This window comes from Streptomyces griseoluteus, from assembly GCF_004784465.1.
Taxonomy (GTDB): domain Bacteria; phylum Actinomycetota; class Actinomycetes; order Streptomycetales; family Streptomycetaceae; genus Streptomyces; species Streptomyces griseoluteus.
The window spans coordinates 372,890-398,166 of the sequence record NZ_SRRU01000004.1 but is presented as its reverse complement, the minus strand read 5'-3'; the positions used below and the strand labels follow the sequence as shown (position 1 = coordinate 398,166).

Annotated in this window: 29 protein-coding genes; 12 read left to right on the top strand and 17 right to left on the bottom strand. The window is 71.7% G+C overall.

Going from position 1 to position 25,277, the window contains the following annotated elements; all coding sequences use genetic code 11:
- Positions 1-46 precede the first annotated feature (46 nt).
- Positions 47-943 (top strand): LysR family transcriptional regulator, encoded by an 897-nt coding sequence (locus E5082_RS13755; RefSeq protein WP_135791523.1) that lies wholly within the window; start codon positions 47-49, stop codon positions 941-943.
- A gap of 12 nt (positions 944-955) precedes the next feature.
- Here the strand turns inward: E5082_RS13755 and E5082_RS13750 are convergent, their stop codons facing one another.
- Positions 956-1,726, bottom strand: coding sequence for an SDR family oxidoreductase (locus tag E5082_RS13750; protein WP_135791522.1), 771 nt, complete (start codon positions 1,724-1,726; stop codon positions 956-958).
- Between the two features lie 200 nt (positions 1,727-1,926).
- On the opposite strand from E5082_RS13750, the gene E5082_RS13745 reads away from it, so the two are divergent.
- Positions 1,927-2,577 carry a hypothetical protein gene (locus tag E5082_RS13745; protein WP_135791521.1) on the top strand — a complete coding sequence of 217 codons (651 nt, stop codon included), beginning with the start codon at positions 1,927-1,929 and terminating at the stop codon, positions 2,575-2,577.
- On the opposite strand, the gene E5082_RS13740 is transcribed toward E5082_RS13745, so the two are convergent.
- Positions 2,570-3,001 (bottom strand): hypothetical protein, encoded by a 432-nt coding sequence (locus tag E5082_RS13740; RefSeq protein ID WP_135791520.1) that lies wholly within the window; start codon positions 2,999-3,001, stop codon positions 2,570-2,572. The genes E5082_RS13745 and E5082_RS13740 overlap by 8 nt on opposite strands.
- A 124-nt stretch (positions 3,002-3,125) precedes the next feature.
- Between E5082_RS13740 and E5082_RS13735 the strand changes: the two genes are divergently transcribed.
- Positions 3,126-4,007, top strand: a complete 882-nt coding sequence (locus E5082_RS13735) for a helix-turn-helix domain-containing protein (RefSeq protein WP_135791687.1) — start codon at positions 3,126-3,128, stop codon at positions 4,005-4,007.
- Positions 3,964-4,224, top strand: coding sequence for a DUF397 domain-containing protein (locus tag E5082_RS13730; RefSeq protein WP_135791519.1), 261 nt, complete (start codon positions 3,964-3,966; stop codon positions 4,222-4,224). Before E5082_RS13735 ends, E5082_RS13730 begins: the two co-directional genes overlap by 44 nt.
- Here E5082_RS13730 and E5082_RS13725 read toward each other — a convergent pair.
- Both E5082_RS13725 and E5082_RS13720 read right to left on the bottom strand, forming a co-directional pair.
- Complete coding sequence (locus E5082_RS13725; RefSeq protein WP_135791518.1) at positions 4,202-4,393, bottom strand: hypothetical protein; 192 nt, start codon at positions 4,391-4,393, stop codon at positions 4,202-4,204. The two genes, E5082_RS13730 and E5082_RS13725, sit on opposite strands and share 23 nt — an antisense overlap.
- Positions 4,394-4,484: 91 nt before the next feature.
- A complete protein-coding gene (locus E5082_RS13720; RefSeq protein ID WP_135791517.1) occupies positions 4,485-5,768 on the bottom strand; it encodes an adenylosuccinate synthase in 1,284 nt (427 codons plus the stop codon).
- A 196-nt stretch (positions 5,769-5,964) separates the two neighbouring features.
- Here E5082_RS13720 and E5082_RS13715 point away from each other — a divergent pair, with 196 nt between their 5' ends.
- Positions 5,965-6,756 (top strand): diacylglycerol kinase family protein, encoded by a 792-nt coding sequence (locus E5082_RS13715; RefSeq protein ID WP_135791516.1) that lies wholly within the window; start codon positions 5,965-5,967, stop codon positions 6,754-6,756.
- Between the two features lies 1 nt (position 6,757).
- On the opposite strand, the gene E5082_RS13710 is transcribed toward E5082_RS13715, so the two are convergent.
- Positions 6,758-7,366 (bottom strand): Uma2 family endonuclease, encoded by a 609-nt coding sequence (locus E5082_RS13710; protein ID WP_135791515.1) that lies wholly within the window; start codon positions 7,364-7,366, stop codon positions 6,758-6,760.
- An 85-nt stretch (positions 7,367-7,451) separates the two neighbouring features.
- The gene (locus E5082_RS13705) at positions 7,452-7,958 is read right to left on the bottom strand and encodes a GbsR/MarR family transcriptional regulator (RefSeq protein ID WP_135791514.1); all 507 of its coding nucleotides are present in this window, start codon (positions 7,956-7,958) and stop codon (positions 7,452-7,454) included.
- A 73-nt stretch (positions 7,959-8,031) separates the two neighbouring features.
- Here E5082_RS13705 and E5082_RS13700 point away from each other — a divergent pair, with 73 nt between their 5' ends.
- The 5 genes from E5082_RS13700 (at position 8,032) to E5082_RS13680 (ending at position 12,329) form a co-directional block, all read left to right on the top strand.
- A complete protein-coding gene (locus E5082_RS13700; RefSeq protein WP_135791513.1) occupies positions 8,032-8,934 on the top strand; it encodes an ABC transporter ATP-binding protein in 903 nt (300 codons plus the stop codon).
- Complete coding sequence (locus tag E5082_RS13695; protein ID WP_135791512.1) at positions 8,934-10,490, top strand: ABC transporter permease; 1,557 nt, start codon at positions 8,934-8,936, stop codon at positions 10,488-10,490. The genes E5082_RS13700 and E5082_RS13695 overlap by 1 nt, the downstream gene beginning before the upstream one ends.
- Before the next feature lie 75 nt (positions 10,491-10,565).
- On the top strand, positions 10,566-10,964 hold the full coding sequence (locus E5082_RS13690) for a hypothetical protein (protein WP_135791511.1): 399 nt from the start codon (positions 10,566-10,568) through the stop codon (positions 10,962-10,964).
- Positions 10,965-11,063: 99 nt separating this feature from the next.
- The gene (locus tag E5082_RS13685; protein ID WP_135791510.1) at positions 11,064-11,738 is read left to right on the top strand and encodes a DUF4097 family beta strand repeat-containing protein; all 675 of its coding nucleotides are present in this window, start codon (positions 11,064-11,066) and stop codon (positions 11,736-11,738) included.
- A 75-nt stretch (positions 11,739-11,813) separates the two neighbouring features.
- Positions 11,814-12,329: a GNAT family N-acetyltransferase gene (locus E5082_RS13680; protein WP_135791509.1), complete on the top strand. Its 516-nt coding sequence runs from the start codon at positions 11,814-11,816 to the stop codon at positions 12,327-12,329.
- A 14-nt stretch (positions 12,330-12,343) separates the two neighbouring features.
- On the opposite strand, the gene E5082_RS13675 is transcribed toward E5082_RS13680, so the two are convergent.
- Positions 12,344-13,552 carry a cytochrome P450 gene (locus E5082_RS13675; RefSeq protein ID WP_135791508.1) on the bottom strand — a complete coding sequence of 403 codons (1,209 nt, stop codon included), beginning with the start codon at positions 13,550-13,552 and terminating at the stop codon, positions 12,344-12,346.
- Positions 13,553-13,661: 109 nt separating this feature from the next.
- Here E5082_RS13675 and E5082_RS13670 point away from each other — a divergent pair, with 109 nt between their 5' ends.
- Positions 13,662-13,883, top strand: coding sequence for a DUF7489 domain-containing protein (locus tag E5082_RS13670; protein ID WP_135791507.1), 222 nt, complete (start codon positions 13,662-13,664; stop codon positions 13,881-13,883).
- A gap of 2 nt (positions 13,884-13,885) precedes the next feature.
- Here E5082_RS13670 and E5082_RS13665 read toward each other — a convergent pair whose 3' ends face one another.
- The 3 genes from E5082_RS13665 to E5082_RS13655 form a co-directional block, all read right to left on the bottom strand.
- Positions 13,886-14,779, bottom strand: a complete 894-nt coding sequence (locus E5082_RS13665; RefSeq protein WP_135791506.1) for an alpha/beta hydrolase — start codon at positions 14,777-14,779, stop codon at positions 13,886-13,888.
- 184 nt (positions 14,780-14,963) lie between these two features.
- Positions 14,964-16,157 (bottom strand): kynureninase, encoded by a 1,194-nt coding sequence (gene kynU, locus E5082_RS13660; RefSeq protein WP_135791505.1) that lies wholly within the window; start codon positions 16,155-16,157, stop codon positions 14,964-14,966.
- Complete coding sequence (locus tag E5082_RS13655) at positions 16,150-17,010, bottom strand: tryptophan 2,3-dioxygenase family protein (RefSeq protein ID WP_135791504.1); 861 nt, start codon at positions 17,008-17,010, stop codon at positions 16,150-16,152. The genes kynU and E5082_RS13655 overlap by 8 nt, the downstream gene beginning before the upstream one ends.
- A gap of 141 nt (positions 17,011-17,151) precedes the next feature.
- Between E5082_RS13655 and E5082_RS13650 the strand changes: the two genes are divergently transcribed.
- A complete protein-coding gene (locus tag E5082_RS13650; protein ID WP_135791503.1) occupies positions 17,152-17,571 on the top strand; it encodes a DUF3151 domain-containing protein in 420 nt (139 codons plus the stop codon).
- A gap of 33 nt (positions 17,572-17,604) precedes the next feature.
- Here the strand turns inward: E5082_RS13650 and E5082_RS13645 are convergent, their stop codons facing one another.
- From E5082_RS13645 to E5082_RS13615, 7 genes are all read right to left on the bottom strand, one after another.
- Positions 17,605-19,077 carry an MFS transporter gene (locus tag E5082_RS13645; protein WP_135791502.1) on the bottom strand — a complete coding sequence of 491 codons (1,473 nt, stop codon included), beginning with the start codon at positions 19,075-19,077 and terminating at the stop codon, positions 17,605-17,607.
- Between the two features lie 87 nt (positions 19,078-19,164).
- Positions 19,165-20,187: a class II fructose-bisphosphate aldolase gene (fbaA, locus tag E5082_RS13640; protein WP_135791501.1), complete on the bottom strand. Its 1,023-nt coding sequence runs from the start codon at positions 20,185-20,187 to the stop codon at positions 19,165-19,167.
- Positions 20,188-20,337: 150 nt separating this feature from the next.
- Positions 20,338-20,889, bottom strand: a complete 552-nt coding sequence (gene pyrE, locus E5082_RS13635; protein ID WP_135791500.1) for an orotate phosphoribosyltransferase — start codon at positions 20,887-20,889, stop codon at positions 20,338-20,340.
- A gap of 10 nt (positions 20,890-20,899) precedes the next feature.
- Entirely contained in the window at positions 20,900-21,688 is a 789-nt protein-coding gene (locus E5082_RS13630; protein ID WP_135791499.1) for an aldose epimerase family protein, read from the bottom strand.
- Between the two features lie 45 nt (positions 21,689-21,733).
- Entirely contained in the window at positions 21,734-22,789 is a 1,056-nt protein-coding gene (locus E5082_RS13625; RefSeq protein WP_135791498.1) for an SRPBCC family protein, read from the bottom strand.
- Between the two features lie 103 nt (positions 22,790-22,892).
- On the bottom strand, positions 22,893-24,539 hold the full coding sequence (locus E5082_RS13620; protein ID WP_135791497.1) for a polyamine aminopropyltransferase: 1,647 nt from the start codon (positions 24,537-24,539) through the stop codon (positions 22,893-22,895).
- Between the two features lie 80 nt (positions 24,540-24,619).
- Positions 24,620-25,147: a DUF2617 family protein gene (locus E5082_RS13615; RefSeq protein WP_135791496.1), complete on the bottom strand. Its 528-nt coding sequence runs from the start codon at positions 25,145-25,147 to the stop codon at positions 24,620-24,622.
- Positions 25,148-25,277: the final 130 nt, after the last annotated feature.

Sequence of the window (25,277 nt, the reverse complement as noted above, 5' to 3'; positions counted from 1 at the left end):
GGAGTTCCCCCGACGGGGGCTGAACGTACGGAGGGACGGGACGCGCATGAGTCTGCGGCAGTTCGAGTACGCCCTGGCTGTTGCCGAGGAGGGGTCGGTCACGGCGGCGGCCGAGCGGTTGCGGGTGGCTCAGCCGTCGATGTCGCAGCAGATCCGGGGGCTGGAGCGGGATCTCGGGGTGGAGTTGTTCACTCGGACGCCCACCGGACTGACGCCCACCGTGGTCGGGCGGGCGTTTCTGCGGGAGGCGCAGGCCGCGGTGAACGCGGCGCGGCGGGCGACGGCGACCGCGCGGGCCGGGGCCGCCGAGCTGGTCGGCGAGCTGACCGTCGCCGTGCAGATGGGCTTCGGTACGCGCCGGCTCCCCGAGGCGCTCGGCGCGCTGCGCCGCCGCTACCCCCGGCTGGAGATCACCCTCTCCGAGGAGCCCAGCTCCGCCGAGCTGGACCGGCTGTGCCGCCGGGGCGTGCTGGACCTCGCCCTGATGGCGAAGTGCGACCGGACCCCCGCGGAAGCGCACCGCCTCGGCGAGGAGGAGTTCTTCGTGGTGCTGCCCACCGGTCACCCGCAACTCGCTCACGAGCGCGTCGAGTTGCGCGACCTCAAGGGCGAGCCCTGGGTCCGGTTCGACCGGGACAGCGCGCTCGACGGCGTCCTCGTGGAGGCGCTGCGGGAGACCGACCCGGACCCCGACACCGTCGCCCGCGTCTCCCAGACCGCGACCGCCGTCCGCTGGGCCGCCCAGGGACTCGGCGCCACCCTCGTCCCCGCCTCGGCGGTCCCCGCGGGCCACGAACACCTCGCCCGCCCGGTCTCCCCCGCCGTGGCCCAGCCCGTCATCGCCGTCGTCCGGAACCCGGCCGGCCCGGCGGAGACGGCCCTGCTGGAATTCCTCCGCCAGGAGAAGTGGGACCCGAAGAATTCCCCGGCACCGGCCCCCTGACAGAAATCCGGTTCAGCCCCTCGGGAATTCCCCGCCGTCGATGACGAAATTGCTCCCGGTCACCCAGCTCGCCTGATCGGAGACCAGGAACAGGACCGCCCGCGCGATGTCGTCGGGCAGCCCGTCCCGCCCGAGCGGTACGAGGGACTCGGACCCGGCCTGCGTCGGGTCCAGGCGAGCCCACTCCTCCCGCACCTTCTCGCCGCCGGGCGTGGCGACCCGCCCCGGAGTGACCGTGTTGACCCGCACCCCGGCCGGGGCCAGCTCGGCGGCCAGCCCCCTGCTGTAGTTCTCCAGCCCCGCCTTGGCCACCGTGTAGTGCAGGAACGGCGGGAAGGCGACCGGCACGGCGGCGGAGGAGATGTGCACGATCGCCCCCGACCCGCGCTCCCGCATGCCCGGCGCCAGCAGGGCGTCCAGCCGCACCGAGGCCAGCAGATTCAGGTCCAGCACGTCCAGCCACTCCTCGTCCGGAATGCCGAGCGCGGAGGCGTGCGGCTGGGCCCCGCCCGCGTTGTGGACCAGGATGTCCACTCCGCCGAGCACGTCCACGGCAGCCGCCGCGAGCTCCGCCGCCCCCTCCCGGCTCCGCACGTCGGCGGCGACGAAGCGAGCCCCCTCCGGCACGGTCCCCGACGACGACCGCGCGGTGGTGAGCACCTCCGCCCCCGCCTCCAGGAGCCGCCGCACGATCCCCGCCCCGATACCCCGCGTACCCCCGGTGACCAGCGCCCGCTTTCCCTTGAGTTCCGGTGTTCCCGTTCCGTTTTCCGTGGCGCCCATTTCAGCGTTCCCCTCTTGAACAATTGACGGCGGACTTTTCTTCGAGTCGCCTCACCGTAGGTCCGGAAAAGAAGGAGAATCAAAGACCGAATAGCAGCAGAGGCCATAGGGCTTTCCTATGGCCCGCCGTACGGACTACGCTTCCTGGTCCACCCGCGTGCGAGGAGACCCCCCGCACCGGACGATGCGAGGAGTCCTTCTTGGCCTGTGACCTGTGGCTGGTGCCGCTCGTGGATGTGCTGTGCCACACGCCGGACAACCCGTTCGCCGAGGAACTCGCGGTGTACAACAACGCGTTGGGCGCCGCCGGGCTCCCCCCGGTCCCGGTCTACCAGTACATGCCGGGGCTGAACGGCGAGGTCGCCCCCGTCGCGGGATTCGACTACGACGCGCTGCACTTCCTGCGCCGCGCGCACCTGCTCCAGCTCTGCGGCCTCCCCGTCACCCCTGTGGGGGAACTGGGCGGCGACTACGAGCAGTTGCTCGAAATGTTCGAGTCGACCGCCCAGCAGTCCCACCTGGTCTGGCACTACGACCACGCCGGCGCGTACGTCCCGCTGGACTTCCCGCGGCCCCTCTCCAACGACGAACTCCTCGCCGGTGGCGGCCCCCTGGGCTCGGTGCACGCCCTGTTGCGGGAGCTGGAGCAGGTCGCCCCGGCCATCGGCATCGACCCGGCGAACCCGCCCGCCGCCCCGGCACCCCCCTCGGCCCCCACCGAGCTGGAGGAGCCCGCCGTCCCCGGGCCCTACGACCCGAGCCCCTTCGCCCGTGAACGGCACGTCTGGCTCGGCCTGCACGCCGCCGCGACCCGCTCCCTCGCCCAGGGCTCGATGATCGTCTTCAGTTGAGCTCGTGCGGCTGCGGCGGCCCCTGGCTCCCGTCCAGCAGGGCCGCCCGCAGCAGCAGCGTGTGCACGAACCGGTCCGGCGCGGTCGGCGGGAACCGCCAGCCCAGCGGCCAGGTCTGCCCGTCCAGCGCCGGGACGGGGATGTAGCTCACCCGGTACGGCCCACTCGTGAGCCGGGTGACCTCGGCGGGCCAGGCGTGGTGCGCGGTACTCCCCGGCGCGACCAGGAAGTACACGCACCTGCGCCCGCTCCCCGACTCCACCACCGGCCCCGGATCACCCCCGGTCATCCGTGCCATCCGGTCCGCGACGACGCGTCCGCGATCGCCGTCCAGCCGCACCGCGTCGAACTGCACTCCGGCCCGCCGCAGTTGGATGCCCATGGCGGGAACCCACTGGATGCCCGCGTGACTTTGCGTATTCATGCGATCAGTTTCGGCAGGCGGCGCTACGGTTTCCATGACTCTCCGTCGACCTGTCGGAACGGTCGGGAGTCGGCGGCAATCGTTGAAGACCGGTTGAGTTCGGTTGAGTCCGGGGGTGATCGCAATGGCGCGAGCGGCGAACAAGCTGGCGGCCAGCGGGACGGCGCGCATGGTCGCCGCCTTCGCGAAGGCACGGCGTGAGCAGATGGGTCTCACCCAGGAGGAGTTGGGCGCCCTCATCGGCTACACGGCGTCCGCGATCAGCGCGATGGAGACGTGCGCGCAGCCCGCCAGCGACAAGATGCTGATGGAACTGGAGCGGGTGCTCGGGGACGGCATGAACATCTTCGAGATGGCCCGCAAGTTCGTCCTGCTGGACAAGTACCCGCCGCAGTTCCAGGACTTCGCCCTGATGGAGGCGGAGTCGGTCACGCTGTCCTCGTACCAGACTTACGTCGTCGACGGCTTGTTCCAGACTCCGGACTACGCGCGGGCACTGATCGGTGGCGGCTTCCCCAAACTCCCTGACGCGACGGTGGACGAGTTGGTGGATGCCCGCATCGCCCGACGGTCCCTCTTCGACCGCACCGAGCCAATTGCCATGATCGAGCTGATCCTTGACGAAGCAGCACTCCTTCGTACGATCGGCAGCCGGGACATCATGAGCGAGCAGTTGTACGCTCTCGCCGAGGACGCCGAGCGGGACAACGTGAGTCTGCAAGTGATTCGCCTGAACCGAGGGGAGAAGGGCCCCCACGCGGGTACCCGAGGCGACATGGTGCTCGTCACCACCAGCGAACACCACCACGTGGTCTACCTGGAGAGCCAAGACGAGAGCGTGCTGGTCAGTGATCCAGTTAAGGTAGCCCGCCTCACCCACCGGTATGCGAAGATCCGATCACAGGCTCTGAGCCCGGACGACTCTGTGAGCCTCATCCAGAAGTTGGCGGGAGAAGCGCGAAATGACCAGCACCCTCCTATGGTTCAAGTCGAGCTACAGCAATGACAGCGGCGGCCAGTGCGTCGAGACCGCTTACACCTGGCACAAGTCCTCGTACAGCGACGGCGGCGGCGGCCAGTGCGTCGAAGCCGCCTATACCTGGCACCAGCCCACGCGTCCCACCACCATCCACATCCGCGACTCCAAGCAGACCGACGGCCCCACCCTCGCCGTCACGCCCACCGCGTGGACCACCTTCCTCACGGACGCCCGACGAGGCTGATCTCCGGCGGCCACAGCACGCCCGAGCCCATCAACAGGGACGGGCCGAGGTGGAGCGGGCAGACCTGCAAGGACGGCCGGTTGTGCCGCCGCACCTCGAACACCGCGGGGTCCCCGCACTCGGACACCTCGCCGTAGGGCCCCCCGCACTTCTCCCGGTCGCTGCTCATGGAGAGATTCCACCGCGCCGGAACGCGGAACGCCCGCCGAGCGCGCCCATAGGGCGGACCGGCGGGCGTACCCACGTACAGACCGTGCGGCCTAGAGGAACGAGTTGATCTCGATCGTCTCGTCACGGCCCGGGCCGACACCGATTGCGGAGATCGGCGCGCCGGACATCTCCTCCAGCGCCTTCACGTAGTTCTGCGCGTTCTTCGGCAGGTCGGAGAAGGACTTCGCCTTGGTGATGTCCTCGGACCAGCCCGGCAGGGTCTCGTAGATCGGCTTCGCGTGGTGGAAGTCGCTCTGGGAGTAGGGGAGTTCCTCGACCCGCTTGCCGTCGATCTCGTACGCGACGCAGACCGGGATCTGCTCCCAGCCGGTGAGCACGTCGAGCTTGGTGAGGAAGAAGTCGGTGAGGCCGTTGACGCGGGTCGCGTAGCGGGCGATCACCGCGTCGAACCAGCCGCAGCGGCGGTCGCGGCCGGTGGTGACACCGCGCTCGCCACCGATGCGGCGCAGCGCCTCGCCGTCCTCGTCGAACAGCTCGGTCGGGAACGGGCCGGCGCCGACGCGGGTGGTGTACGCCTTGAGGATGCCGATGACACGGCTGATCTTCGTCGGGCCGACACCCGAGCCGGTGCAGGCACCGCCGGCGGTCGGGTTGGAGGAGGTGACGAAGGGGTACGTGCCGTGGTCGATGTCGAGCAGGGTGCCCTGACCGCCCTCGAACAGCACGACCTTGTCGTCCTCCAGCGCCTGGTTGAGCACCAGGACGGTGTCGGCGACGTACGGCCTGAGCTGCTCCGCGTAGCCCAGCAACTCCTCGACCACCTGGTCGGCGGCGATGGCGCGGCGGTTGTACAGCTTGGTGAGCATCTGGTTCTTGACCTCGAGCGCCGCCTCGACCTTCTGGGTGAGGATCGACTCGTCGTAGAGGTCCTGGACCCGGATGCCGACGCGGTTGATCTTGTCGGCGTAGGTCGGGCCGATGCCCCGGCCGGTGGTGCCGATCTTGCGCTTGCCGAGGAAGCGCTCCGCCACCTTGTCCATGCTGACGTGGTACGGCGTGATGATGTGCGCGTTACCGCTGATCAGGAGCTTCGACGTGTCGACGCCGCGCTCGTTCAGACCGCTCAGCTCGGAGAGCAGGACCGAGGGGTCGACGACGACACCGTTGCCGATGACCGGCGTACAGGTTGGGGAGAGGATTCCGGAAGGGAGGAGGTGGAGCGCGTACTTCTGGTCGCCCACGACGACCGTGTGGCCGGCGTTGTTGCCGCCCTGATAGCGCACTACATAGTCCACCGAGCCACCGAGCAGGTCGGTCGCCTTCCCCTTGCCTTCGTCACCCCACTGAGCACCGAGCAGCACAAGTGCGGGCACGCGCGTACACCCCTTCCGGGCGGGGCATGTCCATGGTCGGGATGTGGGCGTATGGTTCACCACCGCTTAACACCGCGACCGTCTTTGGCCGCACGACCGTCGGACCGGATGCCCCGGAATAGACGAAGCCCCTGGCGCAATAGCGCAAGGGGCTCTTGCACAAAGATGCTACCCGAGGAAGCGAGGCAGGACCGAGGTGGCGACTTCCGCGACGTCCGATCAGCTCCTTGTGATCATCGATCCGATGGCCCGGCACACGGACGGGGAGTCCGTGCGGATAGCGAAAGACGTGCTCAGCGCGGGTGCGGCGGCGAAGGTGTGCATGCCGGACGGCCCGGAGGAATTCGCCCGCGCGCTTGGGCGGCGGGGGTCACGCCGGCCGGTGGTCGTCGGGGACGATCGAGCACTTGTTCGAGCGGTGGGGTTGTTGCACCGGCATCGGGAGCTGGCCGGATGTGCGCTGTCCGTGGTGCCGGTGGGATCGGCGGGGCTGGCACGTTCGCTGGGGGTGCCGGGAGGGCCGGTCGCCTCGGCGCGAGCGGTGCTGGAAGGGGTCTCCCGGCAGCTGGACCTCCTGGTCGACGACAGCGACGGCGTCGTGCTCGGCTCGCTGGGCATACCGCCCGCGTCCGTCCCCGCCGAGCCGGTCGGCGCCGGCACCCGCCCGTGGCTGCGCACCCTGGTCCGCACCCTCGCCGCCCGCCCGGCCCGGCTCCGGGTCGAGATCGACGGCGTCACGGTGATCGACCTCGACCGTCCGGTGGAGTCGGTGTCGGTGACGCCGGGGGTGCGGGGGGTGGCGGAGGTGGAGATCCGCCCGGTGTCCCTGGGCGCCGAGTCCACCCCCCTGCGCTCCTGCGGCCGCACGGTCACCGTGACGGGGGAGGACTTCCACTACAGAGCCGACGCGGAGACCTCCGGCCCGGTGCGACGGCGTACCTGGCGGGTGGCGGAGGGGGCTTGGGGGCTGGTGGTGCCGGGGCCGTGAGTCAGGCGCCGCTGGATGACCGGGGGGCCTGGAAGCCGCTGGTGTCCAGCAGGCAGTCGAACGGCTCCGGGATGTGGACCTTCTCGCCGAACGGCTGGGTGCAGCGCGACTCGTACCCCTTCGCGGAGGGCGCCCACAGGACGGTGGCCCGCTCCTCCTGCATGTCCAGGATCAGGTAGACCGGCACACCCGCCCGGCCGTAGACCTCGACCTTGTCCGTCAGGTCGTCGTCGCGGGTGGATGCCGAGGTCAGCTCCGCGACGAACGACAGCGCCTCCCCGTCCAGACGGTTGCTGACCGTCTCGTAGACCTGACGCGGCGCCGCGTGGACGTCCGGCCCGTAGGCGCGCTCGTCCTGCGGAAAGACGTACAGGAACGGGGCGGACCCGATGGTGTGCCCGTCGGGCAGGGCGGGCGTCAACTGCCGGCACACCAGCTCCATCACCCGGTGGTAGTAACCCCTGGACCACGGCGACAAGACGATGTTCCCCTTGATGATCTCGGCCTTGTAGCCGACAGGCACGACGAGGTCGTCGAGGTCGCTCAGCAACGCCTCGAAGGCCCGGGGCCCGGTGCCGCCTGTCGTCGGTCGCTCGGTCATCAACGTCATGATGCGCCCTCCCTGTGACCCAGACCAGCCACGACTCAGCGTAGCCAGTCGCGCACGGTCAGGTGATCCAGTCGGGAAAACCGGGTCAGTCGCGGTCGAGCGCCTGCGCGCGGTGCCGCCGCCAGCGTTCCATGATCCCCGCCACGTCCTCCTCGATGAACTCGAAGAACTCGAGGGTGTCGGTCAGGCGGCGGCCGGCGGGGGTGTCGGGGCCGAGGCTGGCGATGCCCTCGCGGAGGGCGTCCTCCCATCGCTTGATGATGGCTTCGCGGCTGGTGAGGGCCTCGTACCACTGGTCGCTGTGCACGCGGTAGCGCTCGCGCCGGGAACCGGGTTCACGCTCACGGGAGACCAGGTGAACCTGGGACAGGTACCGCACCGCGCCGGAGACGGCAGCCGGGCTGATCCGCAGCAGCTCACCCAGCTCCGCCGAGGTGAGCGTCCCCGTGTCGGAGGACAGCAGCGCCGCGAACACCCGCGCGGGCATGCGGGGCACCCCCGCCTCCACCAACTGCGCCGCGAACCGCTCCACGAACCGCGACACCGACTCCGGATCGCGCCCGCCCCCACTCTCCACGCTCGGCCCCGTCATGCCCTCACCCTAACTCTGATTCATACGCTTCCTTAACTTCACAAACTTCTGAAGGAAGCGTACTTTCTGAACCATGACCAAGGCACTCACGGTCTCGGGGCTGCACAAGTCCTTCGGCCGTACCCCCGCCCTGACCGGCCTCGACCTGGAGGTCGAGGCCGGCGAGGTGCACGGCCTCCTCGGCCCCAACGGCGCCGGCAAGTCCACCACCATCCGCGTCCTCCTCGGCCTCCTCCGCGCCGACTCCGGCGCCGCGCAGATCCTCGGCCGCGACCCGTGGGCCGACGCGGTCGAGATCCACCGGCGCATCGCGTACGTCCCCGGGGACGTGACGCTGTGGCGGGGCCTGTCTGGCGGCGAGGTCATCGACCTCTACGGCCGGCTGCGCGGCGGGCTGGACACGCGCCGCCGTGCCGAACTCGTCGCCCGCTTCGAGCTGGACCCCACGAAGAAGGGCCACACCTACTCCAAGGGCAACCGGCAGAAGGTCGCCCTGGTCGCCGCCTTCGCCTCCGAGGTGGACCTGCTGATCCTGGACGAACCGACGTCCGGGCTGGACCCGTTGATGGAGGAGGTCTTCCAGAGCTGCGTCCGCGAGGAGCGGGAGCGGGGCCGTACCGTCCTGCTCTCCTCGCACATCCTCAGCGAGGTGGAGTCCCTGTGCGACCGGGTCAGCATCGTGCGGAAGGGGCGCACGGTGGAGAGCGGGTCGCTCACGGAGCTGCGGCATCTGACGCGGACGAGTGTGCGGGCGGAGGTTTCCTCGGCGGTGGACGTGGAGGGGCTGGCCGGGGTGCACGACCTGGAGGTGCGGGGGCCTCGGGTGCGGCTTCAGGTGGACACCGCCGAACTTGACGCGGTGCTACGGGTGTTGAGCGCGGCGGGGGTGCGGTCGCTGACGTGTACTCCGCCGACGCTGGAGGAGTTGTTCCTGCGGCACTACGAGGGTGCGGACGCCGTAGGGGTGACCGCCTGATGAGTGCGCTGGTGGGGACGGGGGTGCTGTTCCGCTTCGCGCTGCGGCGGGACCGGGTGCTGCTCCCGGTGTGGATCGGTGTGAACGCCCTGATGGTGCTGTCGATGCCGGGGACCCTCCGGGGGCTGTACGCCACGGAGGCGGAGCGTGCCGCCCTGCGTTCGCAGATGGCCGGCAACGCCTCCCTGCGGGCCCTGACAGGGCCCGCGCTGGACGATTCCCTGGGTGGCCTGACCGCCTGGCGCGTCGGCGTGTACGCCGGGCTCCTGGCCGCCGTGATGAGCCTCCTGATCGTCATCCGGCACACCCGTGACGAGGAGGAGAGCGGGAGGCTGGAGGTGATCGCCTCCGGCGCGGTGGGCCGGCGCGCGCCGCTGAGTTCCGCGCTGCTGACGTCAGCGGCGGCGAACGGGGTGCTGGCGGTCGTCCTGATCGCGGGGTTGGCGTCGCTGGGCCTGTCGGGCGCTCTGGCTCTCGGGCTCGCTGTGGGCTTGACCGGGCTGGTCTTCGCGTCGGCGGCCGCGGTGGCGGCTCAGCTCACCCAGAGTGCGCGGCTGGCGCGGGGGCTGACGGCAGGGTTGCTGGGGGCGGCCTTCGTGCTGCGGGCGGCGGGGGACGCGGGCCCTGCGTGGCTGACCTGGGCTTCGCCGCTGGGGTGGCTGGAGAAGGTGCGGGCGTACGCGGGGGAACGGTGGTGGGTGCTCGGCCTGTCAGCCCTTGCCTGTTTGTCCCAAGCTCTGCTGGCCTACGCCCTGGCCGGTCGCCGCGACCTCGGCATGAGCTTCCTCCCCACCCGGCCGGGCCCCGCCGTGGGCCGTCTGGGCAGCGCGGGCGCCCTCGCCTGGCGCCTCCAGCGCGGCGCGCTGCTGGGCTGGAGCACCGGCTTCTTCCTGGCCGGCGTGATCTACGGCAGCCTGACCGAGGGAGCGGCGGACATGATGTCGGGGAACGCGGGCGCGAGGGCGGTCCTGGAACGGATGGGGGGCCGTGCGGGTGTCACGGACACGTTCCTCTCCGCGATGATCAGCATGCTGGGCCTGGTCTCCGCGCTGTACGTGGTCTCGGCGGTCCTCCGCCTCTCCTCGGAGGAGTCCTCGGGCCGGGCCGAACCCTTGCTGGCCTGCGCGGTGAGCCGCCTCCGCTGGGCGGGGGGCCACCTGGTGACCGCGTTCGGCGGTGTGGCACTGCTGATGCTGCTCGCCGGGCTCGGCTTCTGGGCGGGGTACGGGGAGCGGCCGGACGCGGTGATGGGCGCCTGCCTGGTCCAGGTACCGGCCGCGTGGGCCCTGGGGGCCGTGACGGTACTCCTCTACGGGTTCGCCCCGAGGGTGGCGGTGGCGGGGTGGGCGGTCGCGGGGGCCGTGCTGCTCATCGGCTGGGTCGGATCAGCCCTGGACGCCCCGAGGTGGCTGCTGGCGGTCTCCCCGTACGACCACCTCCCGAAGCTGCCTGGGGCGGGAATGACTTGGGGGCCGGTGGGAGTGCTGATCGGGCTGGCGATGCTGCTGACGAGCGCGGGGCTCGTGGGCCTGCGTCGCCGGGACCTGGGGAGCTGAGTCCATGTGGGGGTGGGGCGCGGAGGGGACGGGGGTTCACTCGTGGGGGGGTAACTTCGGGGCGGGGGTGATGGGGTGGCGTACGTGTTGCTCGGGATCGTGGGCGAAGCCTCGGTGTTGAGGCGGACGTCGGGGGCGCGGGTCGTACCGCTCGGGCAGGGGATGGGGCTGCTGCCCGATCCGGGGCGAGCGGTGTCTGAGGGGGAGCTTGTCGTCTGGTCGGCGGCGGGGCCGGTCGCTCGCGTGGGTGCGGAGTACTTCGGGGGGCTCGGGGAGCAGTGGGCCACCGTCTGGAAGGGCGGGGTTGCCGTGCTGGGTCCCCTTCACCTGCCGGAGGGCGAGCCCTTTCCTGCCGAGGGCTCGCCGATCTCCCGGGCGCTGCGGCGGCTGGGGGTGGTCGCGGGGGCCGGTGAGGACGAGTTCACGGCCGTGGGGCTGGGGCGGCACCGGGCCACCGAGGACTGGCTCCACTGACCCGGTTTCCGTCATTTCGGGTGGCTGGATCAAGCCGTTTCGCCTCGGTGGCGGGTGGGGGCTGCTACCTGTGGGGGGCGGCGGAATTCAGGGGGACGTATGAAGAAGAAGCTGTTGGTGGCCGGGACGGTTCTGGCGGGGGTCGCGCTCGGTGGGTGTGCCGTGCAGGACAAGTCGGCGACGGCCCAGTACGGGATCGACGCGAAGGTGACCGCGCTGAGCGTGACGACGAAGGGCGGGAACATCGACGTCGTACCCGGTGAGGGCACCGGCGCGCAGGTCACGGAGAAGATCCGGTACGCCGGTGACAAGCCCCGTACCGAGCACTCCGTGCGCAACGGCCGCCTCACCCTCACCGCCCCCCGCTGCGACGACTGCGGCGTGAACTACACCGTCTCCGTGCCCCCCGGCACGACCCTGACCCTGGACACGGAGGGCGGCAACATCACCGTCCGCGAGGTCGACGGCGCGATGACGGCCCGCACGGGCGGCGGAAACGTACGCGTGACCGACACCGCCCCCAAGACCCTCTCCGCCCGGACGGACGGCGGAAACATCGAGGCGTCACTGAAGAAGCCCCCGTCCGCCCTGACCGCGGAAACGGGCGGCGGCAATGTCACGGTCACCCTCCCCCGCACCCCCTACGCCGTCGACGCCACCACGAGCGGCGGCCGCAACACGGTCTCGGTCCCGACCGACCCGTCCTCCCCGCACCACGTGACCATCCGAACCGGCGGCGGAAACATCAACGTCAACCTGGCACCTTCCACCTGAGGGTGAACCTTCGGCGGCCGCCCGGCCGGGCAAAAGCCTTTGCCGTCCCGCTGTTCAGCCACCGAGACTGGGCGGATGCTGATCCGACGAGAAGCGCCCGCCGACGAACCCGCCGTACGCGCGGTCACCACCGCCGCGTTCGCCAAGCCGGAAACGCCGGACCCCGTGGAGGCCGGCCTCCTGGACCGGTTGCGGACCTGTGAGGCGTGGCTTCCGGAGCTGTCGATGGTGGCGACCGGTGAGCAGGGGGAGATCATCGGGCACGTCGTCTGCACCCGCGGGCACGTCGGAACCCACCCGGTCCTCGGGCTCGGCCCGCTCAGCGTGCACCCGGCGCACCAACGCCGTGGCGTCGGCCTGGCGCTCGTCCATTCCGTACTGGGCGCGGCGGACGCGACCGGCGAACCCCTCGTCGCGCTGCTCGGCAACCCCGCGTACTACAACCGCTTCGGCTTCCGGGCGAGCACGCGGTACGGCATCACCCCTCCCGATCCCGGCTGGGGCGACTACTTCCAGGTCCGCACCCTGAGCGCTTACGCCCCGGCGCTACGGGGCGCCTTCGCCTACCCCGACCCGTTCAACGACCTCTGACGCCCCGGAACGCCTCAGACGACGGTCACCCTCAGTTCCTCCAGCCCCCGCATCACGAAGCCCGGCTTGCGGGCAGGCTCGGAGGCCAGGGTCAGGGTGGGGGCCAGGGTCAGCAGAGCCCTCATGGACGCCCCCAGCTCCAGGCGGGCCAGGGGGGCGCCGATGCAGTAGTGGGTGCCCGCGCTGAAGGAGATGTGGGGGTTGTCCCTACGGGTCAGGTCCAGGGTCGTCGGGGCGTCGAAGACAGCCTCGTCGTGGTTGGCCGAGCCGAAGAGGAGGGCGAGTTCGGCGCCCCGCGGGATGGTCGTGCCGCCGAGTTCGATGTCGTCCAGGACCCAGCGTTCGAAGAGCTGGAGCGGGGTGTCGTAGCGGAGCAACTCCTCCACCGCCGTGGGGATCAGAGTCGAGTCGGCGCGGAGAGCCGCCAGTTGATCCGGGTGCTCGAACAGCGCCAGCCAGCCGTTCGTCGTGGCGTTCACCGTCGCCTCGTGGCCCGCGTTCAGCAGCAGCACCGCCGTGGAGATCATCTCCTGCTCGGTGAGCCGGTCGCCCTCGTCGTGGGCCGCGATCAGGGCCGAGATCAGGTCCTCCCCGGGGGCCGCGCGGCGCGCCGCGATGAGGCCCCGCAGGTACTCCGAGAACTCCACCGACGCCCGTACCGCCCGCGCCGCCGCCTCCGGCGACGGATTCAGCTCGTACATTCCGCAGATGTCCGCCGACCAGGGCCGCAGCGGTCCCCGGTCCCCCTCCGGGATGCCCAGGAGTTCCGCGATCACCGCGACCGGGAGGGGCTCCGCCACGTCCGCCAGGAGATCACCCCCGCCCGCCGCGACCAGGCCGGCCACCAGGGAGTCCGCCAGCCCGTGCACGTACCCCCGCAGCCGCTCCACCGTGCGCGGGGTGAACGCCTTGGAGACCAGGCGCCGGATGCGGGTGTGGTCCGGCGGCTCCAGGTCGAGCATGCCGTGATCGTTGAGCGTGTGGAACGGCTCGTGCTCGGGAGGCGGCGCGGTACGGCCGAACTCCTCGTGCGTGAAACGGTGCTGGTACGTCCGCCCCAGCCGCCGGTCCCGCAGCAGCGCCGACACGTCGGCGTGGTGCGGCACCAGCCACTGGTCCGTCGGCTCGTACCGGATCACCCGCCCGCGCCCCCGCAGCTCGGCGTAGGCCGGGTAGGGGTCGGTGAGGAACTCCGGTGACCAGGGGTCGAAGGTGGTGCCCATGGGGGGACGCTAGTGCGTACGAACCCCACCGGGGTAGATGACATGTGTCATTCCCAGGACATGCCCCTCGGCACTGCCCCCGGGGACCCCGCCTTCCTAGACTCGCCCCATGTTCAAATCCCGCAAACCCGGACAGGACGACGCCTGGGAAGGCGTCGTCACCGACAAGTCGCGCGGCATGCTCGACGGCGCGAACATGTACCACTTCGCCGAACTCCGCCTGGACGACGGCGCGTCCACGAAGGTACGGATCGGCCGACAGCTCTGGAAGTCCCTGGCCGTCGGCGACCGCCTTGTCAAGCGACCCGGCGAGGACCCGGTCAAGGCGTAGGGCTAGAAGGCCAGTTGGGCGATCTCCTCCGCCACCACCGCGGCCGCGTCCGCCGCCGGATCGATCAGCGGGAAGTGGCCGACGTCCTCCAGCAGCGTCACCCCCACGATCTCCCCGGCCCTGGCCGCCGCGTCCGCGAAGGACTCCGCCACCTCGTAGGGGACGTCCCGGTCGGTACGGCCCTGCACCAGGGTCGTGGCGATACCGGTCGGGAGGAGCAGCGCGGGGTCCGCGTGCGGGGCCCGCTCCACGGACAAGTGCGGCCCACCGAGGAGCTGGCCTACCGCCCCCTCGCAGACCTCCAGCCTCTCCGCCAGTCCCAGATCCGCGATCGGGGCCAGCGCGACGACCCCCCGCAGGGGCGCCGGCCGGTCCGTACGCCAGGGCGAGTCCGCCGGGAGGACGTGCCGGGCGGCCGCCCACAGCGCGAGGTGCCCGCCCGCAGAGTGCCCGGTGAGGACCATGCGCCGGGCGTCCGCGCTCGGCAGCGCCTCGCGGGCCAGCTCCGGCAGCGCGTCCAGCGCGGCGGCGACGTCGTCGAAGGTCTCCGGCCACCGGCCCGCCACAGGCGCGGAAGCCGGTTCGCCGCCCGTGTTCTGGGCCGGGATGTCCGGCCCGCCGCGCCGGTACTCCACGTTCGCCACGGCGAATCCCCGCCGCGCCAGGAAGTCCGCGAACGGCGTGATGTGCCGCCGGTCGTACCGCGCCCGCCACGCCCCGCCGTGCAGGACCACGACCAGCGGCGCGGACGCCGTGCCGGTGCGCGGGGCGTAGAAGTCGATCACCTGGTCGGGGTGGTCCCCGTAGGGGGCGCTCGCGTCGGGGTCGACGGGCGGATGGGAGAACGCCGACTCCTCCTCGGCGGCGGCACGGGCTGCGCTTGCGTCCTCCGGCATGCTCCAACCTTCCAGCTGTGTACGGGATTTGGCGGGCCAGGGCCACGGTGGGATTCGGCCGTTGGCCGGGACGGTACCAGGCCCGTGACGTGCGCGGACACGGGGATGTCACCCAGGGTGAGGCAAAAGGGGGCTGCGCGGAGTTCGTCCCTCCGCACAGCCCCCCGGCGCCCCGTTCCAGCGCCTACGCCAGCACCTCTCCGAGCACCCGCGCCGCCCGCTCCGCGTCCGCGAAACCGACGTACAGCGGGGTGAAGCCGAAGCGCAGCACGTCCGGGTGGCGGAAGTCGCCCACCACGCCCCGGTCGATCAGCCGTTTCATCACGTCACCGGCGTCCGCGCAGCGCAGCGCGACCTGGCTGCCCCGCTCCTCGTGCCGCAGCGGGGTCACGCACTCCACTCGGCCGGGCTCGGTGTACGCGGTCACGCAGTCCAGGAAGAAGTCGGTCAGGGCCAGCGACTTCGCCCGTACGGCGTCCACCGAGACCCCGTCCCACACCTCCAGTGCCGCTTCGAGCGCCAGCATGGAGAGGATGTCCGGCGTGCCGACCCGCCCGCGCCGCGCGCCCGGCACCGGGGTGTACTCGGGGTTCATCCCGAAGGGTTCGGCGTGCGAGTTCCAGCCCGGCAGGGGCGAGTCGAAACGGTCCTGGAGATCGCCGCGGACGTACAGGTAAGCCGGTGAACCGGGGCCGCCGTTCAGGTACTTGTAGGTGCAGCCGACCGCCAGGTCCACCCCGTGCGCGTCCAGCCCGACCGGCAGTGCGCCGGCGCTGTGACAGAGGTCCCAGACGACCAGCGCGCCGGCGTCGTGGACGGCCGCCGTCAGCGCGGGCAGGTCGTGCAGGCGGCCGGTGCGGTAGTCGACGTGGTTCAGCAGGACCGCGGCCGTGCGCGGGCCCAGGGCAGCGGGGATCTCGGCGGGGGCCAGGGCGCGCAGCTCACAACCCGTCATCCTTGCGGCCGAGTTGGCGATGTAGCCGTCCGTGGGGAAGGTCGTCGCGTCGACCAGGATCTCGTCGCGGCCCTCCCCCGCCATCCGTACGGCCGCCACAAGTGCCTTGTACACGTTGACGCTTGTCGAGTCGCCCACCACGACATGGCCCGGACCAGCGCCGATCAGCGGGGCGATGCGGTCCCCGATCCGCTCCGGCGCCGTCCACCAGCCCGACTCGTCCCAGGAGCGGATGCGCAACTCGCCCCACTGACGGGCCAGTACGTCCCGCATCCGGTCGGGTACGTGCGCGGGGAGCGCGCCGAGCGAGTTGCCGTCCAGGTACACGCCCTCGTCGAGGACGAACCGGTCACGCAGTCCGGCGAGCGCGTCGGCCGCGTCCAGCTCCTTGGCGCGCAGCGCCGGTTCCGTACGGTCAGACATGGGACCTCGCCGTCCACAGCTCGGGGAACACGTTCTTGCGGGCCCGCTTCTCCAGCCAGGCCACCCCGGCGGAGCCGCCGGTGCCGGCCTTCGAGCCCATGGCGCGGCGGGTGGCCACGAGGTGGTCGTTGCGCCATCGCCACACCAGTTCGGCGACGTTCGTCAGCGCTTCCCCGAGGCGGGCCAGGTCGGTGTCGGGGTCACCGGAGTACACCGCCGTCCACGCGGCCTCGACCGCGTCGACGGGCTCGTACCGCCGGGACACATCCCGGTTCAGCACCTCGGCGGGGATCGCGTGGCCGCGGCGGGCGAGCAGGCGTACCGCCTCGTCGTACAGGCTCGGCTCGCACAGCGCCTTCTCCAGCTCGGCGTACGTGCGGGGGGTGCCGCGGTGCGGGACGAGCATCGACGCGGACTTGTCGCCGAGCAGGAACTCCATGCGGCGGTACATCGCCGACTGGAACCCCGAGCCCTCCCCCAGGGCGGACCGGTACGAGTTGAACTGGGCCGGGGTGAGCTGGGCCAGCGGGCGCCAGGAGGCGTTCAGCGCGTCCAGCTCGCGCACGGAACGCTTCAGCGCGGCGATCGCGGTGGGCACGTCGTCCGAGCGGAGCGCCTTCGCGGCGGTCTCCCACTCGTGCGTGATCACCGTGAACCACAGCTCCATGACCTGGGTCGTGACCAGGAAGACCATCTCTCCGGGGTCGTCGGAGAGGGTGTGCTGGAGGTGCGTGAGCACGTCGGCCCGGACGTAGTCCTCGTACGGCGTCGTACCGGCGAAGTCGAGATGCGGGGTCTCGGGCTCAGCGGCCTCTTCGGCGGCCTGGGAAGGGGGGTGAGCCTGATGGGACATCGCTGTCTCCTGTTGAACTCCGGGTAGCGGTCCGCCCCTGCCGAAGCCGGCACGGGGGCCCCGGTCCCCAGACCGAATCCTCCGCAATCCCATGGGATACGGCAAGGCGGGGACGGTAACCCCTAGTGGCAGACTTCAACCATGACTACGCACAAGAACCTGCTCGGCGGCCCGGACCCGACGCACCTGCCCGAGAACGAAGAGGCGTACCGCCTGCTGGACGACGACGCCCTGGCCCCGGCCGAGGTCGTGGCGAAGTACCCCACGTTCTCCCTGGCCTGGGCGATGCTCGCGGACGAGGCCTTCGAGGCCGGCCGCGTGGTCGAGTCGTACGCCTACGCCCGCACCGGCTACCACCGCGGCCTGGACGCGCTGCGCCGCGCCGGCTGGAAGGGCCACGGCCCCATCCCCTGGTCCCACCGCCCCAACCGGGGCTTCCTCCGCTGCCTCGCCGCCCTCGCCCGCGCGGCCGACGCGATCGACGAGAAGGAGGAGGCGGACCGCTGCTGGCAGTTCCTCCAGGACAGCAGCGAGGAGGCTTACGCGGAGCTGCGGCGCTGAGTTCTGCGGGGCCGGCCGGGGGGCCGAGTCCGCTCACCCCCTCGCAGTCGGCTCCGTCTCTCCCGTTTCCAGGGGTGGGGTCGTGATGCTGCCGTGGGTTCTGCATTCCGGGTGGGGGCAGTCCGGGGTGGGGCGGCGGCGGATCAGGGTGGCGGAGAGGAGTGAGGCCAGGACCAGGACTCCCGCGCAGATCGGCATCGCCTTGTCGAAGGACGTGTTGAAGGCCGCCGGGAGTCGGTACGCCTCCGGGCCCATGCCCGTCAGGAGGGGCAGGGCCGCCACCGCCACCAGGCCCGCCACCCGCGCCGCCGCGTTGTTAACGCCGCTCGCCAGGCCTGCCCGGGCGGTGTCGACCGAGGCGAGGACCGTCGCCGTCAGGGGGGCCACCAGGGTGACCATCCCCGTGCCCATGACGAGCAGCGCGGGGAGGACGTCCGTCAGGTAGTTCGCGTCGGTGCCTACCCGGAGCATCAGGAGCATCGCTGCCGCGCAGAGGAGGGGGCCGACGGTCAGGGGGAGGCGGGGGCCCGTGCGGTCCGCCAGGGCGCCCGAGCGGGAGGAGAACAACAGCATCAGGATCGTCGGCGGGAGCAGGGCCGTACCCGCCGCCAGCGGGGAGTAGCCCGCCACCACCTGGAGCTGCAGCGCCGTCAGGAAGAAGAAGCCGCCGAAGGCCGCGTACACGCACAGCGTGACCAGGTTGACCGCGGTGAACTGCCGCGAGGCGAAGATGTCCGGCGGCAGCATCGGGTCCGGCCGGTGGTGCTCGACGTACACGAAGGCCACCGCCGCGACGACGCCCGCCACCGCCGTCACCCAGACCGCGACGGACGCGGAGCGGGCCTCGATCAGCGCGTACGTCAGCAGCGCCAGCGCCACCGCGCCCAGCACCGCCCCGAGCACGTCGAACCGCCCGCGCGCGGGCCCCGCGTCCGACTCGGGTACGTGCCGCAGCGCCACCGGTACGCAGATCAGGGCGAGCGGCACGTTCAGCAGGAAGACCCAGCGCCAGCCGGGACCCTCCACCAGCCAGCCGCCCAGGAACGGCCCGATCGCCGCCCCGACCCCGCCGAACCCGGACCACAGCCCCACCGCGCGGCTGCGGTCGTCGGGGTGGAAGGACGCCTGGATCAGCGCGAGCGACCCCGGCGTGAGCAGCGCCCCGCCCACGCCCTGGAGCGCACGGGCGATGATCAGCACGTTCGCGTCGGGGGCCAGCCCGCACATCAGCGAGGCCGCCGCGAACCAGATCACCCCGATGACGAAGACCTTGCGCCGCCCGTACCGGTCCCCCAGCGAACCGCCCAGCAGGATCAGGCCCGCCAGCGTCACCATGTACGCGTTGACCGTCCACTGGAGCGCCGCGAGGCTCGCGTCGAGATCGCGGCCGATGCGGGGCAGCGCGACGTTGACGACGGTCGAGTCCAGCAGGGCCATGCTGGAACCGAGCACGGTGGTCAGCAGAATCCACCGGCCCTTGGGGGACGCCAGCCGGACATCGGGCATGCCCCCAGGTATACCCCGGATACCCGTAGGGGGCCCGGCCCCTGCGCGAGACAGGGTGCCGGGCCCCCTGAGGGAGACCAGGGAGGGTCACTTCATCTTGTTGCCCGCCGACCGCAGGTTGTTCGCGGCGGTCACGACACGCGCCGCCATGCCCGCCTCGGCCAGCTTGCCCCAGGTGCGCGGGTCGTACTGCTTCTTGTCACCGACCTCGCCGTCGATCTTCAGCACACCGTCGTACTGACGGAACATGTGGTCGGCGACCGGACGGGTGAAGGCGTACTGGGTGTCCGTGTCGATGTTCATCTTCACGACGCCGTTCTCCAGCGCGATACGGATCTCCTCCTCGGAGGAACCGGAACCACCGTGGAAGACGAAGTCGAACGGCGACGGCTTGCCGAACTTCGCGGCGACCCCGTCGTTCAGCTCCTTCAGCAGCTCCGGGCGGAGCACCACGTTGCCCGGCTTGTACACGCCGTGCACGTTGCCGAAGGACGCGGCCAGCAGGTAGCGGCCCTTCTCGCCCAGGCCCAGCGCCTCGGCGGTACGGATCGCGTCCTCGACCGTGGTGTAGAGGGAGTCGTTGATCTCGTGCGAGACGCCGTCCTCCTCACCGCCGGTCGGGGTGATCTCGACCTCGAGGATGATCTTCGCGCGGCGGGCCTGCTCCAGCAGCTCCTGGGCGATCGCCAGGTTCTCCGAGAGGGTCTCGGCGGAGCCGTCCCACATGTGCGACTGGAACAGCGGGTTGCCCCCGGCCTTCACGCGCTCCTCGGACAGCGCGAGCAGCGGACGCACGTAACCGTCCAGCTTGTCCTTGGGGCAGTGGTCGGTGTGCAGCGCGATGTTGACCGGGTACTTCTCGGCGACGACGTGCGCGAACTCCGCGAGCGCGACCGCGCCGGTCACCATGTCCTTCTTGTACTGGCCGCCGAGGAACTCCGCGCCGCCGGTCGAGATCTGGACGATGCCGTCGCTCTCCGCCTCCGCGAAGCCGCGCAGGGCCGCGTTCAGGGTCTGGCTGGAGGTGACGTTGATGGCCGGGTAGGCGAACTTGCCTGCCTTCGCCCGGTCGAGCATCTCGTTGTAGACCTCGGGAGTTGCGATGGGCATCTGTCCGCTCCTCGTGTTGCGGGTTGGCGTTCTGCGATATGCGGCCCTGACCTGGACCCTGGGGGCGACATCGGCGTCGGCCCCATCTTTCCAGACCTGCCCTGCCGGACGGTCTGGCGGCCGGGGAGAAGTCCAGCCCCAAGCGGACCGTCAGTCCAGCCCCAGTTCATCCTTCGAGAAGGCGAACCGGTACGGAACGCCCGCCCCGGCCTCGATCTTCTCCGCGGCGCCGGTCGCCCGGTCCACGATCGTGGCGACGCCGACGACCTCCGCGCCGGCCTCCCGTACCGCCTCCACCGCCGTCAGCGGCGAACCGCCGGTGGTGGAGGTGTCCTCGACGACCAGCACCCGGCGGCCCGCGATGTCCGGACCCTCGACCCGGCGCTGGAGGCCGTGCGCCTTCGCGGCCTTGCGGACCACGAACGCGTCGAGCTTCTGCCCGCGCGCGGCGGCCGCGTGCAGCATGGCGGCGGCCACCGGGTCGGCGCCCATGGTGAGACCGCCGACCGCGTCGAAGTCCAGGTCGGCGGTGAGGTCCAGCAGCACCTGGCCGACCAGGGGGGCGGCCTCACCGTCCAGGGTGATGCGGCGCAGGTCGACGTAGTAGTCGGCCTCCAGACCCGAGGAGAGGGTCACCTTGCCGTGCACCACGGCCTTGTCCTTGATCTGCTGGAGCAGTTCGCCACGCACGTCCGTCGTCATACCGCCCAGCTTAGAGGCGACGCCAGGTCCAGGTCGTGGACGCCTCCAGCGGTTCCAGGGGGGTGACCAGGCGCTGGGCGGTGTTCAGGCCGTTGGGCGGGCCGGTCTGGGGCTCCACGCACACGGCGGCGTCCTGCTCGTCGTAGACGACCGCCCACTGTTCACGGCTGGCCACCCTGAGTTCGAGCTGGCCGGGCCAGGTCAGCCGCACGTCGACTCCGTCGGGCATGCCGAAGCAGTCGTCCCAGGGGCCGGGCCTCGGCTCGATACGGTTGCCGGTGGGCAGGTGGTCCTCGCCGCGCTCCTCCTGCCACGCCGGGTGGAAGTCGATCGTCACGTCCTCGCCGCCGAGGTTCCGGTTGAACCAGGGGTGCCAGCCGATCTGCGCCGGGAACGAATCCTCGTACGTCTCCACGGACATGCTCAACGTCAGGCTGTCCTCAGCGAGGCTCACGATCTGCGTGATCCTGCCGGAGTGCGGCCAGGGGTCGGTCAGTTCGTACGTCAGTACCGCCTCGTCGGCCGACTTGCGCGCGACGCGCCAGGCGCCGTCGCGGGCGGTGCCGTGGATGGCGTGCGGCGGGGAGTTGAGCGGCATCTGCCGTACGACCCCGCCGTCCAGGAACTGCCCGTCCCTGATCCGCCCGCACCAGGGCACCATCGGGAAACACCCGAACCGCTCCCCCTGCCGCAGCAGCTCCGTCCCGCCGACGAGCAGCCCGCCGATCCGCCCGCCGTTACCGGGCAGCACCCGTACCTCCGCGTCACCCGCGGTCAACGTGATCTCTCCGTTACTCACGCTGCCGACCCTACTGGTCCCTCCGGGGGTGGGGCGGGGTGGTGCTCAGTGGCGCTTGCGGAGGGCTCTCGCGACCACGATCGCCCCGGCGACCGCCACCGCTGCCGCCGGGGCGGCCCAGCGGAGGGCCGGGTTCGCGGTGACCGTCTGGGGGGCGGGTACGGGCGCGTAGCGGCCTCGGGGCGGGGCGTGGTCGACCTCCTCCGCGCTGCGGCCGATCATCGTCCGGCGGGCGTGGGCGGCCTCGGCGGGAGGTTCGGCGCGGACCTCCAGATCGTCCGGGACGGTGTCGGGGATCGCGGCGTCCGTCTCGGGGTCGAGGGAGGGCGGGGGGACTTCGGTGTCGAAGCCGGAGGGGGGCGGGGTACCGGGCTTCTCGTCCGTGGGCTCGGCTTCGGCCTGCCGGCCCGGGGCGGGCTCGCCGTCCTCGTCTTCTGCTCGCTCCCCCGGGGCGGCCGACTCGCCGTCGGCGTGCGGCCCCGGCCCGGACGCGGCCTCTGCCTGCTCGGGGGCGGCCGGCTTGCCTTCTGCCTGTCGGCCCGGCGTGGCCGAATCGCCCTCCACCTGCTCCGGCCCGGCTGCCTTGTCCGCTGCCTGCGGGGCCGGCTCGGTCGCCTCGCCCTGACCCTGCTGCCCCGGCTCGGACGCGTCTTCCGCCCGCACCGGCCCGGTGCCCTCGGTCGCGCCCGCCGCCAGAGTCTCCAGCGTCCGCGTCAGCAGCCGGTTCGCCGCTGTCGTCACCGCGTCCGCGGGGAGTTCCGCGAGACGGCCGTCCGCCTTGGCGGTGCCGCCCACGGTGACCGTCGTGCCGCCCTGCGTGGGCGCCAGGGCCAGAGTCAGGGACAGGGTGACCGTGCCCGCGCCGCGGGACTCCGAGCCGTCCGCGCGTACCGCGTAGGTGCCGTCCGCCCGCGGGCTCACCGCAAGCGTGCCCCGGTACGTGACCGAGTGCCCGGCGACCCGTAGCTTCAGGCGGCCGGCGACGGGAGCCGCACCGGCGTCCTGCTGGAGTCCCGGCACCGCGCGGGCCACCCTCACGGCGTCCGCGAGGGCCTCCCTGAGCCGGTCGGCCGGAACCGGAACGAAGACCTGGAGCTCCATGTTGGCCGAGCCTACCCAGTAGTCCCCGGAATGCACCTGCCCTGGCGGCGAACGGGAGACCCGGCCCCTGGACCCGCGCCCCGAGACTCCGGCTCAGGGCCCCTCAGTACTGCGGATGCGCCAGCGTCGACGGCCGCAGGCCCGGTACGTGGGTGAGGCGGGCGGCCGCGATGTCCGCTGTCAGGCCCGAGTCCGTCAGGGTGGAGGGGTGGAGGCCGAGGTGGGGGCGGGGGGACCTCGGGCCGGGCGCGGAGAGGAGGAAGCCCCAGTCGTGGAGGGTGCGGGAGGTGCCTGCCGAGCGGTCGGGGCCGGTGGCGAAGCCGGTGTCGTGACGCAGGACCCGGTAAGGGGTGGTGGAGAAGCCCGCCGCGCGCAGGGTCGCCTCGACCGTCCAGAAGACGCGGGGCCGCGCCGACACTGGACCCGCGTGCACCGCGAGGCGGCCGTGCGGGGTGAGGACGCGGCGGGTGAGCCCGTAGAACTCCTGGGAGTACAGCTTGGTGCTCGCGGTGATGCCGGGATCGGGGAGGTCCGCGAGGACCACGTCGTACCGCCCGGCCGGCGCCCGCCGCAGCCAGCTCAGCGCGTCCGCCGTGGTGACGTGCATCCGCGGGTTGTCGTACGCGTGCGCGTTGAGAGACGACAGGCCGGGGTCGTGGCGCGCCAACCGCACCAGACCCGCGTCCCGTTCGACCACGTCCACCCGCGAGACCCCCTTGTGCCGCAGCACCTCCCGCGCGGCCAGCCCGTCCCCGCCGCCCATGATCAGCACCCGCCGGTGCGGCCCCGACAGCGCGGGATGGACCAGCGCCTCGTGGTACCGCCGCTCGTCCCGCCCGCCGACCCGCAGCCGCCCGTCGAGGTAGAGGTCGAGCGGCTTGCCGTCCGTACCCCCGGCGAGCACGACCTCCTGTACGTCCGTCCGCGCGGCCACCCGCACGTCCGGCCCGTACACCGCGCGCCGGGCGGCCGCCTCGAAGTCACCGGCGAGTACGGCGGCGGAGGCGAGCACGCCGAGCACCGCGAGCCCGGCCACGAGCAGCGTCCAGCGGGCGCGCCGGGTGAGGTCGCGGCGGAACAGCCCGAGCACCAGGGCGCTTCCCGCGACCACGTTCACCGACCCGGTGAGCAGCGCGCCGGTCAACTGCCCCAGGAACGGCAGGAGCAGAAAGGGGAACGCCAACCCGCCGACCAGCGCGCCCACATAGTCGGCAGCGAAGAGATCGGCCACCGCCCCGCCCGCGTCCTGCCGCCGGATGCGCTGGATCAGCTCCATCAGCAAGGGCACCTCGGCCCCCACCAACAACCCGATGGCCAGCGAGAACCCGACCAGCAGACAGCACGGCCCGTCCGCCCAGATCCCGCCCCACCCGCCGGTCCAGGCGAACACCGCGTACACCGCCATCGCACTGCACCCGCCCACCAGCGCGAGCGCGGTCTCGATCGCGCCGAACCCCACCGCCGCGTGCCAGCGCAGCCGTTTCGCGCCGAGCGAGCCGATGCCCATGGCGAACACCATCACCGACAGCACCACGGACGCCTGGGTGACCGAGTCACCGATCAAGTAGGAGGCGAAGGCGACGAGTTCGAGTTCGTACACCAGCCCGCAGGCCGCGCAGACGAAGACGCACGCGAGCACCAGGAACCGCCCGGTACCGGGCTGGACGGGGAGCCACGCGGGCTCGGTCCAGGGCGGGGCACCCGAGGACGGCGGGGCAGCCCGGGACACGGGGGCGTGCGGATCGATCACGCTGCGACGTTACGTCACCGCAGTGGGACGCTTCGTCACCCACACGTGTGGAAACTCCCCGTCAACCTGGCCCTGTTGGTTTACCAGGCACCCCGCCCGGCCGGGACTCTCACCCCGACGCGGGTACGGGTCACCACCAACTGCCCGTCCTGCGGGTACGCGTGCCAGGTACGCCACCGCACCTGGCCCTCGTGCCGCTGGGCGAGCATCGCGGTGAAGGCGTGCGGGCTGCCGGGGAAGACCCCGGCGAGTCCGTGCGGATGGTCGGAGACCAGCGCCAGCAACTCCTGGGCGCGGCCCGCGAAGGAGCCCGGCGTGAGCACCTCCACGCGCGCCGCGAACTCGTACTCCCAGTCGCCGACGCGCTTGGCGACGCCGAGGGGCAGCGGGGTGGAGGAGCCGGGCATGCACGCGACCGTCTCCGAACAACTGCCCCGGTCCGTCTCCAGAAGGACCTGGTGCGAGGCGCCGAGCAGCCTCAACTGCATTTTGGCGCCACTCAGTTCGAGGTCGAGGGTGGCCAGGGCCGGGAGCGGTTCGCGGCCGAGGGCCCAGGCGAGGTCTGCGGCTCGGGTGTCGGTGTAGGACGTGTTCAGGGTCGTGAGCATGGATCGGCTCCGCTAACACACAAGGAGAGGGCGGCACACCTCGGTGACACCGGGCGATTCGGCCAGGTCGGCCCGGCTGGAGAAGCGGTGTCCCTAGGACGTCCGAGGGCTTGAGGTGGTGTTTTAGAGG